15 protein-coding genes are annotated in these 17,326 nt (G+C 70.8%); 10 read left to right on the top strand and 5 right to left on the bottom strand.

Going from position 1 to position 17,326, the window contains the following annotated elements:
* Positions 1-278: 278 nt before the first annotated feature.
* The 5 genes from ABZY33_RS18280 (at position 279) to ABZY33_RS18260 (ending at position 7,310) form a co-directional block, all read left to right on the top strand.
* Entirely contained in the window at positions 279-965 is a 687-nt protein-coding gene (locus tag ABZY33_RS18280; protein ID WP_356492611.1) for a spermidine synthase, read from the top strand.
* Positions 966-1,059: 94 nt separating this feature from the next.
* Complete coding sequence (locus tag ABZY33_RS18275) at positions 1,060-1,797, top strand: response regulator transcription factor (RefSeq protein WP_356492610.1); 738 nt, start codon at positions 1,060-1,062, stop codon at positions 1,795-1,797.
* The gene (locus ABZY33_RS18270) at positions 1,794-2,930 is read left to right on the top strand and encodes a HAMP domain-containing sensor histidine kinase (protein WP_356492609.1); all 1,137 of its coding nucleotides are present in this window, start codon (positions 1,794-1,796) and stop codon (positions 2,928-2,930) included. Before ABZY33_RS18275 ends, ABZY33_RS18270 begins: the two co-directional genes overlap by 4 nt.
* Before the next feature lie 240 nt (positions 2,931-3,170).
* The gene (locus ABZY33_RS18265) at positions 3,171-6,968 is read left to right on the top strand and encodes a multifunctional oxoglutarate decarboxylase/oxoglutarate dehydrogenase thiamine pyrophosphate-binding subunit/dihydrolipoyllysine-residue succinyltransferase subunit (RefSeq protein WP_356492608.1); all 3,798 of its coding nucleotides are present in this window, start codon (positions 3,171-3,173) and stop codon (positions 6,966-6,968) included.
* 159 nt (positions 6,969-7,127) lie between these two features.
* On the top strand, positions 7,128-7,310 hold the full coding sequence (locus ABZY33_RS18260) for a DUF6104 family protein (protein WP_161252429.1): 183 nt from the start codon (positions 7,128-7,130) through the stop codon (positions 7,308-7,310).
* Positions 7,311-7,336: 26 nt separating this feature from the next.
* On the opposite strand, the gene ABZY33_RS18255 is transcribed toward ABZY33_RS18260, so the two are convergent.
* The gene (locus ABZY33_RS18255) at positions 7,337-8,185 is read right to left on the bottom strand and encodes a hypothetical protein (RefSeq protein WP_356492607.1); all 849 of its coding nucleotides are present in this window, start codon (positions 8,183-8,185) and stop codon (positions 7,337-7,339) included.
* 156 nt (positions 8,186-8,341) lie between these two features.
* Between ABZY33_RS18255 and ABZY33_RS18250 the strand changes: the two genes are divergently transcribed.
* Together ABZY33_RS18250 and ABZY33_RS18245 are read left to right on the top strand one after the other, a co-directional pair.
* On the top strand, positions 8,342-9,343 hold the full coding sequence (locus ABZY33_RS18250) for a DUF4097 family beta strand repeat-containing protein (RefSeq protein ID WP_356492606.1): 1,002 nt from the start codon (positions 8,342-8,344) through the stop codon (positions 9,341-9,343).
* 1 nt (position 9,344) lies between these two features.
* Positions 9,345-10,430, top strand: coding sequence for a helix-turn-helix transcriptional regulator (locus tag ABZY33_RS18245; protein WP_356492605.1), 1,086 nt, complete (start codon positions 9,345-9,347; stop codon positions 10,428-10,430).
* A 120-nt stretch (positions 10,431-10,550) separates the two neighbouring features.
* On the opposite strand, the gene ABZY33_RS18240 is transcribed toward ABZY33_RS18245, so the two are convergent.
* From ABZY33_RS18240 to ABZY33_RS18225, 4 genes are all read right to left on the bottom strand, one after another.
* Positions 10,551-11,159, bottom strand: coding sequence for a Clp protease N-terminal domain-containing protein (locus tag ABZY33_RS18240; RefSeq protein WP_356492675.1), 609 nt, complete (start codon positions 11,157-11,159; stop codon positions 10,551-10,553).
* Positions 11,159-11,368: a helix-turn-helix domain-containing protein gene (locus ABZY33_RS18235; RefSeq protein WP_356492604.1), complete on the bottom strand. Its 210-nt coding sequence runs from the start codon at positions 11,366-11,368 to the stop codon at positions 11,159-11,161. The genes ABZY33_RS18240 and ABZY33_RS18235 overlap by 1 nt, the downstream gene beginning before the upstream one ends.
* Before the next feature lie 116 nt (positions 11,369-11,484).
* Positions 11,485-12,447, bottom strand: a complete 963-nt coding sequence (locus ABZY33_RS18230) for a zinc-binding dehydrogenase (protein WP_356492603.1) — start codon at positions 12,445-12,447, stop codon at positions 11,485-11,487.
* Between the two features lie 256 nt (positions 12,448-12,703).
* On the bottom strand, positions 12,704-13,927 hold the full coding sequence (locus ABZY33_RS18225; protein WP_356492602.1) for an NADP-dependent malic enzyme: 1,224 nt from the start codon (positions 13,925-13,927) through the stop codon (positions 12,704-12,706).
* Positions 13,928-14,491: 564 nt separating this feature from the next.
* Here ABZY33_RS18225 and ABZY33_RS18220 point away from each other — a divergent pair.
* The 3 genes from ABZY33_RS18220 to ABZY33_RS18210 are packed head-to-tail and all read left to right on the top strand — an operon-like array spanning position 14,492 to position 17,217.
* Positions 14,492-15,457: a transporter substrate-binding domain-containing protein gene (locus ABZY33_RS18220; protein ID WP_356492601.1), complete on the top strand. Its 966-nt coding sequence runs from the start codon at positions 14,492-14,494 to the stop codon at positions 15,455-15,457.
* A 42-nt stretch (positions 15,458-15,499) separates the two neighbouring features.
* Positions 15,500-16,453, top strand: a complete 954-nt coding sequence (locus tag ABZY33_RS18215; protein ID WP_356492600.1) for an amino acid ABC transporter permease — start codon at positions 15,500-15,502, stop codon at positions 16,451-16,453.
* Between the two features lie 11 nt (positions 16,454-16,464).
* Positions 16,465-17,217 carry an amino acid ABC transporter ATP-binding protein gene (locus ABZY33_RS18210; RefSeq protein ID WP_356492674.1) on the top strand — a complete coding sequence of 251 codons (753 nt, stop codon included), beginning with the start codon at positions 16,465-16,467 and terminating at the stop codon, positions 17,215-17,217.
* Positions 17,218-17,326: the final 109 nt, after the last annotated feature.

The raw sequence follows: 17,326 nt of genomic DNA, 5'->3' as shown, positions 1-17,326 counted from the left end.
GCGGGCCGGTCTGCGCCGGGATGCCGGTCGCCGGAGGCAGCACCTCGGACCCGGACGCCGTCCCGGCGCCGGCCCTCACACCTGTCTCCACGTGCCGCAACCCTTCCGCGCAGCTCCCCGTCGCGCGGCTGCGCAACCGAAGATCTATCCCAGATTCCGCACCCGCCGGCGCCACGGCCCCCGGCCCGGACAGCGAATGTGACCAGATTCACAGCAACCTGTCAGGGCCCCACGGCGTCCGCCCCGGACCCTCCCGCGCGGCCCACCACAATGTCCCCATGCCCGACAGCCTTCCCCCGGAACCTCCGACCGTCCTGGACCGCCGGACCGGCCCGCACGGCGAGGTCGTCCTGCGCCGCCACGGCGACCTGCTCCAGATCATCGCCAACGGCACGTTCCTGATGGACACCTCCGACGGCCGCTCGGAGCGGCTCCTGATCGACGCGGCACTGGCCGAGCTGCCGCCCGACCGGCCGCGGCCGAGCCTGCTCATCGGCGGACTCGGCGTCGGGTTCTCCCTGGCCCATGCCGCCAACACCCCCCGCTGGGGCCGGATCACGGTCGTCGAGCGCGAGCGGGCCATCATCGAGTGGCACCTCGACGGACCGCTGCGGCCCCTTTCCGCCGAGGCCCTCGACGACCCCCGCACGGAGATCGTCGAGGCCGACCTGGTGCGCCACCTGCACACGGCGTCCACCACCTACGACGCCCTCTGCCTGGACATCGACAACGGCCCGGACTGGACCGTCACCGAGGACAACGACAGCCTCTACTCCCCCGCAGGTCTCGCCGCCTGCCGGGCCCGCCTCACCCCTGGCGGCGTGCTGGCCGTCTGGTCCGCACAGCCCTCCGCAAATTTCGAAGGAACCTTGCGGAATGCCGGATTCCGGGCGGTCCGCACCGAAGAGATCCCCGTTGTCCGAGGCGTACCCGACGTGGTGCACCTCGCAGTACGGGCCGCGTAGCCGACCGGCGGTAACTCCCCGTACGCTGACGTCCGAAACCCAGATCATTCAAGCGTCAAGCGCGCCAGGACGGCGCGCATTCAGGGGCGGGGCGATGGAGCAGACACACACCTCCCAGAACGGCAGCACGGCGACGCCGGGCGCCCAGCGACGGGTTCTCGTCGTCGAGGACGACCCGACGATCGTGGACGCCATCGCCGCCCGGCTGCGGGCCGAGGGATTCCTCGTGCAAACCGCACAGGACGGTCCGGCGGCGGTCGACACCGCCGAGGCGTGGCAGCCCGACCTGCTGATCCTCGACATCATGCTGCCCGGCTTCGACGGACTGGAGGTCTGCCGCCGCGTGCAGGCGGCGCGGCCGGTCCCGGTCATGATGCTGACGGCACGCGACGACGAGACGGACATGCTCGTCGGGCTCGGCGTCGGCGCCGACGACTACATGACCAAGCCGTTCTCCATGCGCGAGCTGGCGGCGCGGGTCCACGTCCTGCTGCGCCGCGTCGAGCGGGCGGCGCTCGCCGCGGCCACCCCGCGCAGCGGCATCCTGCGCCTGGGCGAGCTGGAGATCGACCACGCGCAGCGGCGCGTGCGGGTGCGCAGCGAGGACGTGCACCTCACGCCCACCGAGTTCGACCTGCTGGTCTGCCTGGCGAACACCCCGCGCGCCGTCCTCTCCCGCGAGCAGTTGCTCGCCGAGGTGTGGGACTGGGCGGACGCCTCGGGCACCCGCACCGTCGACAGCCACATCAAGGCGCTGCGCCGCAAGATCGGCGCCGAGCGCATCCGCACCGTGCACGGTGTGGGCTACGCGCTGGAGACGCCGAACCCATGAGTGCCGGGGACCGGGCACCGTACGGCCGCCCCCACCGGCCGCATCCCCTCAACCCGCACTGGGCCACGGGCGGCCTGCGCCCCTTCTCGATCAAGGCGAAGCTCGGCACGCTCGTCGTCGTCTCCGTCTTCATCACCACGGGCCTGCTCATGGTGGCGATGTACACGGCGACGGAGCTGCGCTTCATCACCGTGTTCTCGATCATCGCGACCCTGCTGATCACCCAGTTCGTGGCGCACAGCCTCACCGCGCCGCTGGACGAGATGAACACGGTGGCGCGCTCCATCTCCAACGGCGACTACACCCGCCGCGTCCGGGGCGCCGACCGCCGCGACGAGCTGGGTGACCTCGCCGTCACGATCAATCGCATGGCCGACGAGCTGGCCGCGCAGGACCTCCAGCGCAAAGAGCTGGTCGCCAACGTCTCGCACGAGCTGCGCACCCCCATCGCCGGGCTGCGCGCCGTCCTGGAGAACGTGGTGGACGGCGTCATGTCCGCCGACCCCGAGACGATGCGCACCGCGCTGAAGCAGACGGAGCGGCTCGGCCGGCTCGTGGAGACCCTGCTCGACCTCTCCCGCCTGGACAACGGCGTCGTGCCGCTCAAGGCCCGCCGCTTCGAGGTGTGGCCGTACCTCTCGGGCGTGCTCAAGGAGGCGAACATGGCGGTGTCCCAGCGCGCGGGCATCGCCTCCGGCTCCGGCACCCACACGCGGACCGACGTCCACCTCCACCTGGACGTCTCACCGCCGGAGCTGACGGCGCACGCCGACCCGGAGCGCATCCACCAGGTCGTGGCGAACCTCATCGACAACGCGGTGAAGCACTCGCCGCCGCACGGCCGCGTCACCGTACGGGCCCGGCGCGGCCTCGCTCCCGAATCCCTGGAACTGGAAGTGCTCGACGAGGGCCCCGGCATCCCGCAGTCGGAGTGGCACCGGGTCTTCGAGCGCTTCAACCGGGGCAACGCGGGAGCGGGCGGCAACGGCAAGGGCGACGGCGGCACCGGTCTCGGCCTCGCCATCGCGCGCTGGGCCGTGGACCTGCACGGAGGCCGGATCGGCGTGGCCGAATCGGAGCGCGGGTGCCGGATCAAGGTCACCCTTCCGGGAGAACCCCGAACGCAAAGTTGACGTAGGGTTCCGGTCAGGCGGAGGTCAAGCCGCGCCCAGCTGTACGCAGGTACGCCGGGCGCGTAGCCGAACGTACCGGAACCCCGGTTGTTTCCCGCCATTTCCCGGCCCGAAACCCGGCTTCCGATGTGACTTACGCGACGGATGACCGGCCCGGCCTGCACGTCCCGCCGATGGAGGCGTAGCCTTTATTCCCGCTGTCCATCACCTTGTGAGAAGCGGAAGAGGGCGGTTACCGCCGTGTCGCCACAGTCCCCCAGTAACTCGAGCATCTCGACCGAGACCGACCAAGCCGGGCAGGGAAAAAACCCTGCCGCTGCCTTCGGTCCCAATGAGTGGCTCGTCGACGAGATCTATCAGCAGTACCTCCAGGACCCGAATTCGGTCGACAGAGCCTGGTGGGACTTCTTCGCCGACTACAAGCCAGGTGCCGCAGCCGCGGGGGCTGCGCCGACCGCGGCGCCGGAGCAGAAGCCCGCGGCCCCGGCCGAGCAGGCGCCCGCCGCACCGGCCCCGGCCCCCGCGAAGCCCGCCGAGGCGCCCGCTGCTCAGGCCGCCGCCCCGGCGGCCGCGAAGCCCGCGCCCGCGCAGCCGGCCCCCGCCGCCGCGAAGCCCGCTCCCGCCGCCCCCGCTCCGAAGAAGGCTGAACCAGTGACGACCGAGGCCCCGGCCGGCCCCGAGCTCGTGACGCTGCGCGGTCCCGCCGCCGCCGTCGCGAAGAACATGAACGCCTCCATCGAGGTCCCCACGGCCACGTCCGTGCGCGCCGTCCCGGTGAAGCTGCTGTTCGACAACCGCATCGTCATCAACAACCACCTCAAGCGCGCCCGCGGCGGGAAGATCTCCTTCACGCACCTCATCGGGTACGCGATGGTGCAGGCCATCAAGGCCATGCCGTCGATGAACTACTCGTTCGCGGTCAAGGACGGCAAGCCGACCCTGGTCAAGCCGGAGCACATCAACTTCGGCCTCGCGATCGACCTCGTGAAGCCCAACGGCGACCGCCAGCTGGTCGTCGCGGGCATCAAGAAGGCCGAGACGCTGAACTTCTTCGAGTTCTGGCAGGCCTACGAGGACATCGTCCGCCGCGCCCGCGACGGCAAGCTCGGCATGGACGACTTCACCGGCGTCACGGTCTCCCTGACCAACCCCGGCGGCCTCGGCACCGTCCACTCCGTCCCGCGCCTGATGCCCGGCCAGTCGGTCATCATGGGTGTCGGCTCGATGGACTACCCCGCGGAGTTCCAGGGCACCTCCCAGGACACCCTGAACAAGCTCGGCATCTCGAAGGTCATGACGCTCACGTCGACCTACGACCACCGGGTCATCCAGGGCGCCGCCTCCGGCGAGTTCCTGCGCATCGTCGCGAACCTCCTCCTCGGGGAGAACGAGTTCTACGACGAGATCTTCAAGGCCCTGCGCATCCCCTACGAGCCGGTCCGCTGGTTCAAGGACATCGACGCCAGCCACGACGACGACGTCACCAAGGCCGCGCGGGTCTTCGAGCTGATCCACTCCTACCGGGTCCGCGGCCACGTCATGGCCGACACCGACCCGCTGGAGTACAAGCAGCGCAAGCACCCCGACCTGGACATCACCGAGCACGGCCTCACCCTGTGGGACCTGGAGCGCGAGTTCGCGGTCGGCGGCTTCGCCGGCAAGTCGATGATGAAGCTGCGCGACATCCTCGGCGTGCTGCGCGACTCGTACTGCCGCACCACCGGCGTCGAGTTCATGCACATCCAGGACCCGAAGCAGCGCAAGTGGATCCAGGACCGGATCGAGCGCTCGCACTCCAACCCGGAGCGCGAGGAGCAGCTGCGCATCCTGCGCCGGCTGAACGCGGCCGAGGCCTTCGAGACCTTCCTTCAGACGAAGTACGTCGGCCAGAAGCGGTTCTCCCTGGAGGGCGGCGAGTCCGTCATCCCGCTGCTCGACGCGGTCATCGACTCCGCCGCCGAGGCCCGCCTCGACGAGGTCGTCATCGGCATGGCCCACCGCGGCCGGCTGAACGTGCTGGCCAACATCGTCGGCAAGTCGTACGCGCAGATCTTCCGCGAGTTCGAGGGCAACCTCGACCCGAAGTCGATGCACGGCTCCGGCGACGTCAAGTACCACCTGGGCGCGCAGGGCACCTTCACCGGCCTGGACGGCGAGCAGATCAACGTCTCGCTGGCCGCGAACCCCTCCCACCTGGAGACGGTCGACCCGGTCATCGAGGGCATCGTCCGCGCCAAGCAGGACATCATCAACAAGGGCGGCACGGACTTCACGGTCCTGCCGGTCGCCCTCCACGGTGACGCGGCCTTCGCGGGCCAGGGTGTGGTCGCCGAGACGCTCAACATGTCTCAGCTGCGCGGTTACCGCACGGGCGGCACGGTCCACATCGTCATCAACAACCAGGTCGGCTTCACCGCCGCCCCGGAGTCCTCGCGCTCCTCCATGTACGCCACCGACGTGGCCCGCATGATCGAGGCGCCGATCTTCCACGTGAACGGCGACGACCCCGAGGCCGTCGTCCGCGTTGCCCGTCTGGCCTTCGAGTTCCGCCAGGCGTTCAACAAGGATGTCGTCATCGACCTCATCTGCTACCGCCGCCGCGGTCACAACGAGTCGGACAACCCGGCGTTCACGCAGCCGCTGATGTACGACCTGATCGACAAGAAGCGCTCGGTGCGCAAGCTCTACACCGAGTCCCTCATCGGTCGCGGCGACATCACCCTGGAAGAGGCCGAGCAGGCGCTCCAGGACTTCCAGGGCCAGCTGGAGAAGGTCTTCACCGAGGTCCGCGAGGCCGTCTCGCAGCCGGGCGAGGCCCAGCTGCCCGAGCCGCAGCCGGAGTTCCCGGTGGCCGTGCAGACGGCGATCTCCCAGGAGGTCGTCAAGCGCATCGCCGAGTCCCAGGTGAACATCCCGGACAACGTCACGGTGCACCCGCGCCTGCTGCCGCAGCTGCAGCGCCGCGCCGCGATGATCGAGGACGGGACGATCGACTGGGGCATGGGCGAGACCCTCGCCGTCGGCTCGCTCCTCCTGGAGGGCACCCCGGTGCGCCTGTCCGGCCAGGACTCGCGCCGCGGCACCTTCGGCCAGCGCCACGCGGTCCTCATCGACCGGGCGACGGGCGAGGACTACACCCCGCTCCTCTACCTGTCGCCCGAGCAGGCCCGCTACAACGTCTACGACTCGCTGCTCTCCGAGTACGCGGTCATGGGCTTCGAGTACGGCTACTCGCTGGCACGTCCCGAGTCCCTCGTGCTGTGGGAAGCGCAGTTCGGTGACTTCGTCAACGGCGCGCAGACGATCGTCGACGAGTACATCTCGGCCGCCGAGCAGAAGTGGGGCCAGACCTCCGGCGTCACGCTGCTGCTGCCGCACGGCTACGAGGGCCAGGGCCCGGACCACTCCTCGGCCCGTGTCGAGCGCTTCCTCCAGCTCTGCGCGCAGAACAACATGACGGTCGCCATGCCGACGCTGCCGTCGAACTACTTCCACCTCCTGCGGTGGCAGGTGCACAACCCGCACCACAAGCCGCTGGTGGTCTTCACCCCGAAGTCGATGCTGCGCCTCAAGGCCGCCGCGTCGAAGGTGGAGGAGTTCACGTCGGGCGGCTTCCGTCCGGTCATCGGTGACGATTCGGTGGACGCGAACGCGGTCAAGAAGGTCGTCTTCGTGGCGGGCAAGCTGTACTACGACCTGGAGGCGGAGCGGAAGAAGAGCGGCGTCACCGACACCGCGATCATCCGCGTCGAGCGCCTGTACCCGCTGCCGGGCACCGAGCTCCAGGCCGAGATCGCCAAGTACCCGAACGCCGAGAAATACCTGTGGGCGCAGGAGGAGCCGGCGAACCAGGGTGCCTGGCCGTTCATCGCCCTCAACCTGATCGACCACCTGGACCTGGCGGTCGGCGCCGACATCCCGCACGGCGAGCGGCTGCGGCGCATCTCGCGCCCGCACGGCTCCTCGCCCGCGGTCGGCTCCGCCAAGCGCCACCAGGCCGAGCAGGAGCAGCTGGTGCGTGAGGTGTTCGAGGCGTAGCACGTCCGTGCCGTACGCCGGTCGGGCCCGGCTCCCCTCGGGGGGGCCGGGCCCTTCCGTGTCCGCGCCCTCACCTGTCCGGGCCCGGCGGGGCGGGGGCCCGCGGCGCTCTTTTATCCTGGGTGCGCAAGCGCGTCCACAAGCCTCCGGAGCACCCCCATGTACTTCACCGACCGCGGCATCGAAGAGCTGGCGAAGCGGCGCGGCGAGGAGGAGGTCACCTTCGAGTGGCTCGCCGAGCAGCTCCGTACGTTCGTCGACCTCAACCCGGACTTCGAGGTCCCGGTGGAGCGCCTCGCCACCTGGCTGGCGCGCCTGGACGACGAGGACGAGGACGAGTAGGCGGCCGGCGCGGATGAGCGGGGCCGTCAGTCGCGGGCCGCGCGGAGCCGGTCGTACGCGAGTCCGAGCACGCCGTGCACGAGGAGCAGGGTCCCGGCCGTGAGCCAGCCGCCGCTGCGCCGGCGCAGGCCGTGGAAGGCGAGCGGCAGGCCCGTCGCGAGCTGGGCGGCGGCCAGGCGGCGCCCCTTGGGGCCGCGCATCCAGGGGCCGACGCCGGTGGTCTCCACGACGTCGAGTTCGGCGTGGACGGCGTCCCGCCAGCCCCGCCACTCGACCGTCTCGACGCCGTCCAGGACCCGGGCGGCCTCCCGCAGCCGCTGCGCCGGTGCGCCGGGCGTCAGGCCCGCGGGGAGCGTGAGGCCGGTGCGGGTGAGGACCGCGAGCAGCCCTCGCAGCCGGGCCGCGGCGTCGGCCGCGTCGTCCGGCCGGGCCAGCACATCGAGGGACTGCATGTCGAGCACCGGGTCGAGGCCGAGCCGGGCGGCGAAGGTGCGCATGGCCTCGTCCTCGCCGACCGGGGTGCCGTTCGCCAGCCATTCGTAGCCGACGGGGCGGCGGAAGCCCGAGGCGAGCGTGAAGCCGCCGTGGTCGGCGTCCCACCACAGGGCGAGCACCGGCCAGGGGGCGCCGACGGCGAGGGCGCCGGCCCAGCCGCCGAGCACGCGGTCGACGGGGTCGCCGCCGCCCTGCGTCGAGGCCAGCCACGGCGCCCCCTCCGGCACGAGGACGCTCCACGCCTCACCGGCGGGCAGGAGCAGCATCCGCTCGCGCAGGAGCTGGGCGGCGGGGCCGACGAGGGCGGGCTCGGCACGGCAGAGCAGCAGCGCACCGGACGGGCCGGACGGACCAGACGGGTCGGGCTGGGGGGACGACATGGCCCCACGCTAGGGCAATTCGCCCGACTTGGACCACAAATGAGTACCCCGGTGCGGGACGGAGCGACGGGTACGGTCTTGACTTTCCGTAACCGCGATATATCGTGTTTGACAGTGGACGCGATATGGCGCGTTCACTCCGGAGGAGGTCGCACCATGCCCGAATGGTCCGTCGCGGAGCCGCGCAAGCTCGCCTTCGACGAGCCGGTGACGGCCCTGCACGTACGCATCGTGAACGGAACGGTGAACGTGGTGGGCACCGACGAAGGTTCCGCGCGCCTGGAGGTCTCGCACCTCGAGGGCCCCCCGCTGCGGGTCACCCAGCAGGACGGCACGCTCTCCGTCGCCTATGACGACCTGCCCTGGAAGGGCCTCCTGAAGTGGCTCGACCGCAAGGGCTGGCACCGCAGCGCCGTGGTCTCGCTCGCGGTGCCGAGCGGCACCCGGGTCGAGCTCGGCGTGGTCGGCGCGGGCGCCGTCGTCTCCGGCATGGCGGGGCACACGGAGGTGAAGGGCGTCACCGGCGACACCACACTGGTCGGTGTCACGGGGCCGGTGCGCACCAGCACGGTCTCCGGGGGCGTGGAGGCCCAGGCGGTCACCGGCGACCTCCGGTTCAACTCGGTGTCGGGCGATCTGACGGTCGTCGAGGGCTCGGGCTCCTTCGTGAAGGCGGAGACCGTGAGCGGCTCGATGATCGTGGACCTGGACCCCGCGGGCCCCACGGACGTGCACCTCACGAGCGTCTCCGGCGAGATCGCCATCCGCATCCCGCACCCCGCGGACACGGAGGTCGAGGCGAACACGGCGAGCGGCGCGGTGTCGAACGCCTTCGACGGGCTGCGGGTCTCCGGACAGTGGGGCGCCCACAAGATCACCGGGCGGCTCGGGGCGGGCACCGGGGCCCTGAAGGCAACCACCGTCTCCGGCTCGATCGCGCTGCTGCGCAGGCCCTCCGGCGAGGACGACCACCCGGGGGCGGCCGGGACGCGGGAGGCCGCCGGTCCGGACGCGGACACCACCGCCGGGGCCCCGGCAGCGACGGACCCGGCCCCGTCACCACCGCCGGCACGGCCCACGCAGAGCCCCGCTGACGACCCCACCAACGGCCCCACCGATGGCCCGACTGACGGCCCCGCCGACAAGAAGGTGCTCTGACATGCCTCCCGTCTTCGCCCACGGCCGTCTGCGCCTCTACCTCCTGAAGCTGCTCGACGAGGCACCGCGCCACGGCTACGAGGTGATCCGCCTGCTGGAGGAGCGTTTCCACGGCCTGTACGCGCCCTCGGCGGGCACCGTCTACCCACGGCTGGCCAAGCTGGAGTCCGAGGGGCTCGTCACCCACACGACCGAGGGCGGCCGGAAGGTCTACGCGATCACCGACGCCGGCCGCGCCGAGCTGGCCGACCGCAGCGGTGAACTGGCCGACCTGGAGCTGGAGATCCGCGAATCGGTGGCCGAGCTGGCCGCCGAGATCCGGGACGACGTGCGCGGGGCGGCGGGCGAGCTGCGCCGCGAGGTGCGCGCGGCCACGTCACAGGCCCACGGCGCCCGCGCCGGGACGGGGCCGGACCTGGGTGACCTGCGGGACCTGCGGGACCTCAAGGACTTCACCGACGGGGAGTCCTGGCGCACCGCCAAGGAGGAGCTGCGCCGGGCCAGGCAGGAGTGGAAGGAGCAGGCGCGGCGCGCGAAGGACGAGAGCCGCCGGGCCCGCGAGGAGGCGCAGCGGGCGCGCCGTCAGGCCAAGGAGACCCAGGACAAGGTCCGGGCGCAGGCGCAGGACGAGTTGCAGCGGATGGCCAAGCGCGTCCAGGACCAGGTGCAGGACCACTTCGCGCGCGGCGACTGGCCGACGGGCGTGCGCGAGGGCCTGTCCGAGCTGGCCAGGGAGTTCGGCGACTTCGGCAAGACGTTCGGCAAGGACTTCGGAAAGGATGCCGGGAGCGGTTCCGGCACCGGCCCGGTCACGGAGCCCCCGGCCGCGGCGGAGCCGGTGTACCGCCCGGCGTCGGACGCGGTCCCCGCCGAGTACGTCCCGTCGTGGGCGGCGGAGGACCTCTCCGGCGACCCCACCGGCGACCCGGCCCGGGACCTGGACCGGCTCCTGGACCGCTTCCGCGACGACATCCGCGACACAGCCCGCGACCACGGCGTCTCCGCCGACCAGCTCCACACGGCCCGCCACCACCTCGCGGAGGCGGCGGCGCACATCACGGCGACGCTGCGCACGCCGAAGAGATGACGGGGCCCGCCGGGGATCCGGGTCGGGGGTGAGCCGGGGTTCTTGCGGTCACTGGCGCGCGGGGTCACATCTCAGTTGACCGGGCCCCGCCGCGGGTCCCGCGCCGGATCCGCGGGGGGGTCAGCTCGGCGCGGGTGGGTCCGTCTCGCCCCCCGCACCCGCACCCCCGGCACCCCCGCTCCCGGCACCCCGGTCTCCGTACAGCACCCGCTCGACCGCCGGCAGTGTCACCCCGTGGCCCGCGAGGGTCTCGGAGGCGATGCCGGGGCGGGAGGCGAGGGCGAGGAGGAGGTGTTCGTCGCCGATGGCGCGGTCGCGGTGGGCCAGGGCCATGCGCAGGGACGACTCCAGGACCCCCTTGGCCTCCTTGGCGAAGGGCCGTCGGCCGCCGACCCGCCGGTCTCCGCTGAGAGCACCGACGCCGTGGGTCTGTTCGACCCGGGCGACGATCTCGTCGACGTCGATGCCGAGCCCCGCGAGCGCCTCCGCGTCCGCCTGTGACAGGCCCGCGCGGCGGCGGGCGGCGAGCAGCGCGTCGCCGATCGACGCCCGCTTGTCGTCGGCGTCCATGCCGAGCGCGCCCAGGGCGAAGGAGCCGCGGGTGCCACGGGCGTCGAGGACCGCCAGGAGCAGATGTCCCTCGTCGACGCGCGGGGCGCGCTCGCGCTCCGCGTGGGTGACGGCGCCCTTGACCACGTCCCGGGCACCTTGGGTGAACCGCTCGAACATCATCGCCTCCCGTACTTCTTGTGCACGGCCTGTCGGCTGACTCCCAGCTCGGCCGCGATCTCCTGCCACGACCAGCCCTGCCGGCGCGCGCTGCGCACCTGTACCGCTTCCAGTTGCTCGAGCAGCCGCCGCAGCGCGGCGACCGACCGCAGCCCGACACGCGGGTCGCGGTCGCCCGCCTGCTCGGCGAGATCCGTTGCCTCGGTCATGGTGTCAATGTAAGTTGACAGACCCTTCCTGTCAACGAGAGTTGACAGGAAGGGCGCGAAAAAGGGGCGCCGCAGCACGCCGCAGCACCCCTTCTCCCGCCCCGCTCCCGCAGCTCTCAGACGGTCAGCACGACCTTGCCGAAGAGGTCGCCGCCGACCATCTTCGAGAACCCCTCGCGCGCCCGGTCCAGCGGCAGCACCTCGTCGATGACGGGCCGCACCCCGGTGGCGGCGCAGAAGGACAGCAGGTCCTCCAGCTCGTCCTTGGAGCCCATGGTGGAGCCGACGACCTTCAGCTCCAGGAAGAAGATGCGGTTCAGCTCGGCGGACTTCGGGCTGGGCCCGCTGGTCGCGCCCGAGATGACCAGCGTGCCGCCCGGCTTGAGGGACTTGACCGAGTGCGACCACGTGGCCGCGCCGACCGTCTCGATCACGGCGTCCACCCGCTGCGGCAGCCGCGCCCCGGACTCCACGGCCTCGACGGCTCCCAGCTCCAGGGCCCGCTCGCGCTTGGCCTCGTCGCGGCTGGTCGCGAAGACGCGCAGCCCGGCCGCCTTGCCGAGGACGATCGCGGCCGTGGCGACACCGCCGCCCGCCCCCTGCACCAGCACCGAGTCACCGGGGCGCACCCCGGCGTTGGTGAAGAGCATCCGGTACGCGGTCAGCCAGGCGGTCGGCAGGCACGCGGCCTCGGCGAAGGAGAGCTCCTTCGGCTTGGGCAGCACGTTCCACTCGGGGACGGTGACCTGCTCGGCGAAGGTGCCCTGGTACTTCTCGGTGAGGATGGAGCGGCCCTCGCGCGCCCCGACCCCGTGTCCGGACTGGCCGATGACGGAGTGGAGCACGACCTCGTTGCCCTCGCTGTCGATGCCGGCGGCGTCGCAGCCGAGGATCATCGGCAGCGCCTCCTCGCCGAGCCCGACCCCGCGCAGGGACCACAGGTCGTGATGGTTGAGGGAGGCGGCCTTGACGTTCACGGTGGTCCAGCCCGGCCGGTCCACGGGGGCGGGACGCTCCCCCGTCTCCAGTCCGTTCAGCGGCTGATCACGGTCGATGCGGGCGGCGTAGGCAGCGAACATGACCTTGACGATAGGCGCCGCGCCCGGAGCGGGGAACCACCCGCGGCTGTGACGCACGTCCTCTGGCGCACCCCGCGAAAACGCGGCAGGCCCCCCGAGAGGACGCGGTCGGCGCCCCACCGGAACAGAGCAGTCTCAGACGCCTCGCGGCACCGCCGCAGGCGAAAGGCCCCGCACAAGGCGGGGCCTTCACCATGCGCAGCCGGGCGCGCGCGGCGGGACTCCCGCGGCGCTCGCACCCGCACGGTTGTCGCCGCTACCGGCGCGCCACGCCCTCCGCCCGCGCCGCCGCGGCCACGGCCGCGGTGACCGCCGGCGCGACCCGCTCGTCGAACGGCGACGGGATGACGTACTCGGCGGACAGGTCGTCGCCGACCACCGCGGCCAGCGCCTCCGCCGCGGCGATCTTCATCGTCTCGGTGATCCGCGAGGCCCGGACCTGCAGCGCGCCCGCGAAGATCCCGGGGAACGCCAGCACGTTGTTGATCTGGTTCGGGAAGTCCGAGCGCCCGGTCGCGACGACGGCCGCGTACTTGTGGGCGACGTCCGGGTGGACCTCGGGGTTCGGGTTGGCCATCGCGAAGACGAAGGAACCCGGCGCCATGGAGGCGACCGCGGACTCGGGGACCGTACCGCCGGAGACGCCGATGTAGACGTCGGCGCCCGCGAGGGCGTCCTCCAGGGAGCCGGAGAGACCGGCCTTGTTGGTGATCTCCGCCAGCTCGCGCTTGACCGCGGTGAGGTCCTCGCGGTCGCGGCTGACGATGCCCTTGCGGTCGGTGACCGCGACGTCGCCGAGGCCCGCCTCGATCAGGAACTTCGCGATCGCCACACCGGCCGCGCCGGCGCCCGAGATCACGGCCCGCAGCTCACCGAGGGTGCGGCCGCTGAGCCGGACCGCGTTCTTCAGCGCGGCCAGCGTGACGACGGCCGTGCCGTGCTGGTCGTCGTGGAAGACCGGGATGTCGAGCTTCTCCTGGAGCCGGCGCTCGATCTCGAAGCAGCGCGGCGCCGAGATGTCCTCCAGGTTGACGCCGCCGAAGGACGGAGCGAGCCGCACGACGGTGTCGACGATCTCGTCCACGTCCGTCGTCGCGAGCGCGATCGGCACCGCGTCCACGCCGCCGAACTGCTTGAAGAGGATGGCCTTGCCCTCCATCACCGGGAGGGACGCCTCGGGGCCGATGTCACCGAGGCCGAGGACGGCCGTACCGTCGGTGACCACGGCCACGACGCTCGACTTCCACGTGTAGTCGTGGACGAGTTCCGGCTGCTCGGCGATGGCGCTGCACACCTTGGCGACGCCGGGCGTGTACGCCAGGGACAGGTCGTCCTTGTCGCGGATCGGCACGGTGGCCTGCACGGCCATCTTGCCGCCGCGGTGCAGCGCGAAGGCCGGATCGAAGGACTCGGCGAGATCGCTGCTGCCTTCGTTGCCGGTACTGCTGTCGCTGCGAGGATTGACGATCTCCGCTGCCACTTGTCTTACCCCTTAAGTCTTAAACATCAGTTGAGGGTGTCCGCTCCTGGTTGAGGAGCGGGCGGGCACCGCGTACGCACCGCTCGGCCCCGTTGGGGAACCGCTGCACAGGCACGTACACGACGGGCGCGCCGCACGCGCGCCCTGAGCCCCGGATGAGGGGTGTAAAGAACCTTCTTACCCGACGGACGGCGCTGCGGACGAGCCCATACGTGATCGATCACGCCCCGGTGACATGACTCATAGCCGAATATCTGGACAAGTCGCCGACGGGCGCTCGACACCGGGGGAAACCTGGCCCGAATGGTGAGACAGCGGACAGTTCGCCGGAGATTCTTCCGTCGCGCGGCGGCCGGTCAGCAGATGCTGCGGCCCCATGCACCGTGATGGGCGGTGGTGTTGGTGGTCTTGGCACACCTGTTATCCGATTTTGACATCGGCGACCCCCTGAAGTGACCCGTCCGAATGGCAAGATGCCGTAATCACACAAGGTCGCGACACCCGAAGGTGTGTGCCAGGCGACCGGATTCGGCAACTCCACCCATCCCGCCGGAGGACCCAACCATGACCGCAAGCACCACCCGTCGTACGACCGCGCGCTCCGCGAAGTCCCGGACAGCCGCGGTCGGCGCGATCGCGGTCGCCGGCACCCTGCTGCTGACCGGCTGCGGCGACCAGACGAAGGACAAGGACGCGGACAGCGGTTCCTCGTCCGCCAAGAGCGCGCCGCTCGCCGCCAAGCTTCCCCAGAAGATCCGCGACAAGGGCGTCGTCCGCGTCGGTTCGGACATCGCGTACGCCCCGGTCGAGTTCAAGGACAAGTCCGGCAAGGCCGTCGGTATCGATCCCGACCTCGCGGCCGCGCTGGGCAAGCAGCTCGGCGTGACCTTCGAGTTCCAGAACGGCACCTTCGACACCCTGGTGACCGGCCTGCGCTCGAACCGCTACGACATCGCGATGTCGGCCATGACCGACACCAAGGACCGCCAGGAAGGCGTCGACTCCGACACCGGCAAGAAGGTCGGCGAGGGCATCGACTTCGTCGACTACTTCAACGCGGGCGTCTCGATCTACACGCCGAAGGGCAAGACCCAGGGGATCAAGACCTGGGACGACCTGTGCGGCAAGAAGATCGTGGTGCAGCGCGGCACCGTCTCCCACGACCTCGCCAAGGCGCAGGCCAAGAAGTGCCCGGCCGGCAAGAAGCTGGGCATCCAGGCCTTCGACGACGACCAGCAGGCCCAGACCCGGTTGCGTTCCGGTGGCGCGGACGCCGGCTCCTCCGACTTCCCGGTCGCCGCGTACGCGGTGAAGACGGCGGGCGGCGGCAAGGACTTCGAGCTCGTCGGCGACCAGGTCGAGGCCGCGCCGTACGGCATCGCCGTCTCCAAGGAACAGACGCAGCTGCGCGACGCCATCAAGGCCGCGCTCGACGCGGTCATCAAGAACGGCGAGTACGACAAGATCATCGCGAAGTGGGGCGTCGAGGCGGGTGCCGTCAAGACGGCCGTCGTCAACGGCGGCAAGTAGCGGCACCCACAGCGCCTGACGCGTCGTTGAAAGGCAAGATCCGTGTCTGTTGACATAGCCAAGACGGGCGGCGGTCCCGACGGGACGCCGCCGCCCGCGGCCGCGCCGGAATCCCTCAAGGCGATCCCGGTCCGGCACTACGGGCGGTACGTCGCCGCGGTGGTCGCCCTCGCGCTCCTCGGTTCGATCGTCTACGCGTTCAGCCAGGGCAAGATCAACTGGGGCGCGGTCCCCGACTACTTCTTCGACGACCGCATCCTGACGGGCGTCGGCAAGACCCTGCTCCTGACGGTCCTGTCGATGCTGATCGGTGTGGTCGGCGGTGTCACCCTCGCCGTGATGCGCCTGTCGAAGAACCCGGTGACCAGCTCGATCGCCTGGTTCTACATCTGGTTCTTCCGCGGCACCCCGGTCCTGGTCCAGTTGTTCATCTGGTTCAACCTGGGCCTGGTCTTCGAGTACATCAACCTCGGGCCGATCTACAAGGACTACTGGTCGTCCTTCATGACGCCGCTGCTCACGGCCCTCCTGGGGCTCGGCCTCAACGAGGCGGCGTACATGGCGGAGATCTGCCGCGCGGGTCTGCTCTCGGTCGACGAGGGCCAGACCGAGGCGTCGCACGCGCTCGGCATGAGCCACGCGAAGACGCTGCGCCGCATCGTGATCCCGCAGGCGATGCGGGTCATCGTGCCGCCGACCGGCAACGAGTTCATCAACATGCTCAAGACCACCTCGCTCGTCGCGGCGGTCCAGTTCAACGAACTCTTCCGGTACGCCCAGGACATCGGCACGCAGTCCGGCTCCCCGGTGGAGATGTACTTCACCGCCGCGGCCTGGTACCTGATCATGACGTCGGTCCTGAGCGTGGGGCAGTTCTACATCGAGCGCTACTACGCGCGGGGCACCTCACGGCAGCTGCCCAGCACGCCGTGGCAGAAGGTGAAGGCCAACATGCTGTCCTTCTCGAACCGTTCGGGCGCGGGGGTGTCGGCATGAGCCAGAACGCGATGGTCAAGGCCGAGGGCGTACACAAGTCCTTCGGCAGCGTCGAGGTCCTCAAGGGCATCGACCTGGAGGTCAGGCAGGGCGAGGTCTTCTGCCTCATCGGCCCCTCCGGGTCCGGCAAGTCGACGTTCCTGCGCTGCATCAATCACCTGGAGAAGGTCAGCGCCGGACGGCTGTACGTCGACGGGGAGCTGGTCGGTTACCGGCAGCAGGGCGACAAGCTCTACGAGCTCCGCGACCGGGAGGTCGCCCTGAAGCGGCGCGACATCGGCATGGTGTTCCAGCGCTTCAACCTCTTCCCGCACCTGACCGCGGTGGAGAACGTCATGGAAGCGCCGGTCCAGGTCAAGGGGGTCTCCAAGGCCCAGGCCCGGGCCCGCGCCCAGGAGCTGCTCGAACGCGTCGGCCTTGCCGACAAGGCCGGCAACTTCCCCTCGCAGCTCTCCGGCGGCCAGCAGCAGCGCGTGGCGATCGCGCGGGCGCTGGCGATGGACCCGAAGCTGATGCTCTTCGACGAGCCGACGTCGGCGCTCGACCCGGAGCTGGTCGGTGACGTCCTCGACGTCATGCGCGACCTCGCCGAGTCCGGTATGACGATGGTCGTCGTGACGCACGAGATGGGGTTCGCGCGGGAGGTCGGCGACAGTCTCGTCTTCATGGACGAGGGGGTCGTGGTCGAGTCGGGCCATCCGCGTGACGTCCTGACGGACCCGCAGCACGAGCGGACGAAGTCGTTCCTGTCGAAGGTGCTCTGAACTCTTTCGGCGGGACAGAGGGGGCGGAGAGCGGGCCAGCTGCGGCACCGTCGACAGGACACCGATGCTGAAGGTGTTCCGCAGGGCGTTCCAGAAGAAGTCCGACGTG

Origin of the sequence: Streptomyces sp. NPDC006552, from assembly GCF_040611655.1 — a bacterium.
Classification (GTDB): domain Bacteria; phylum Actinomycetota; class Actinomycetes; order Streptomycetales; family Streptomycetaceae; genus Streptomyces.
The sequence above is the reverse complement of the archived record's forward strand: the minus strand, read 5'-3'. Positions and strand labels throughout refer to the sequence as shown.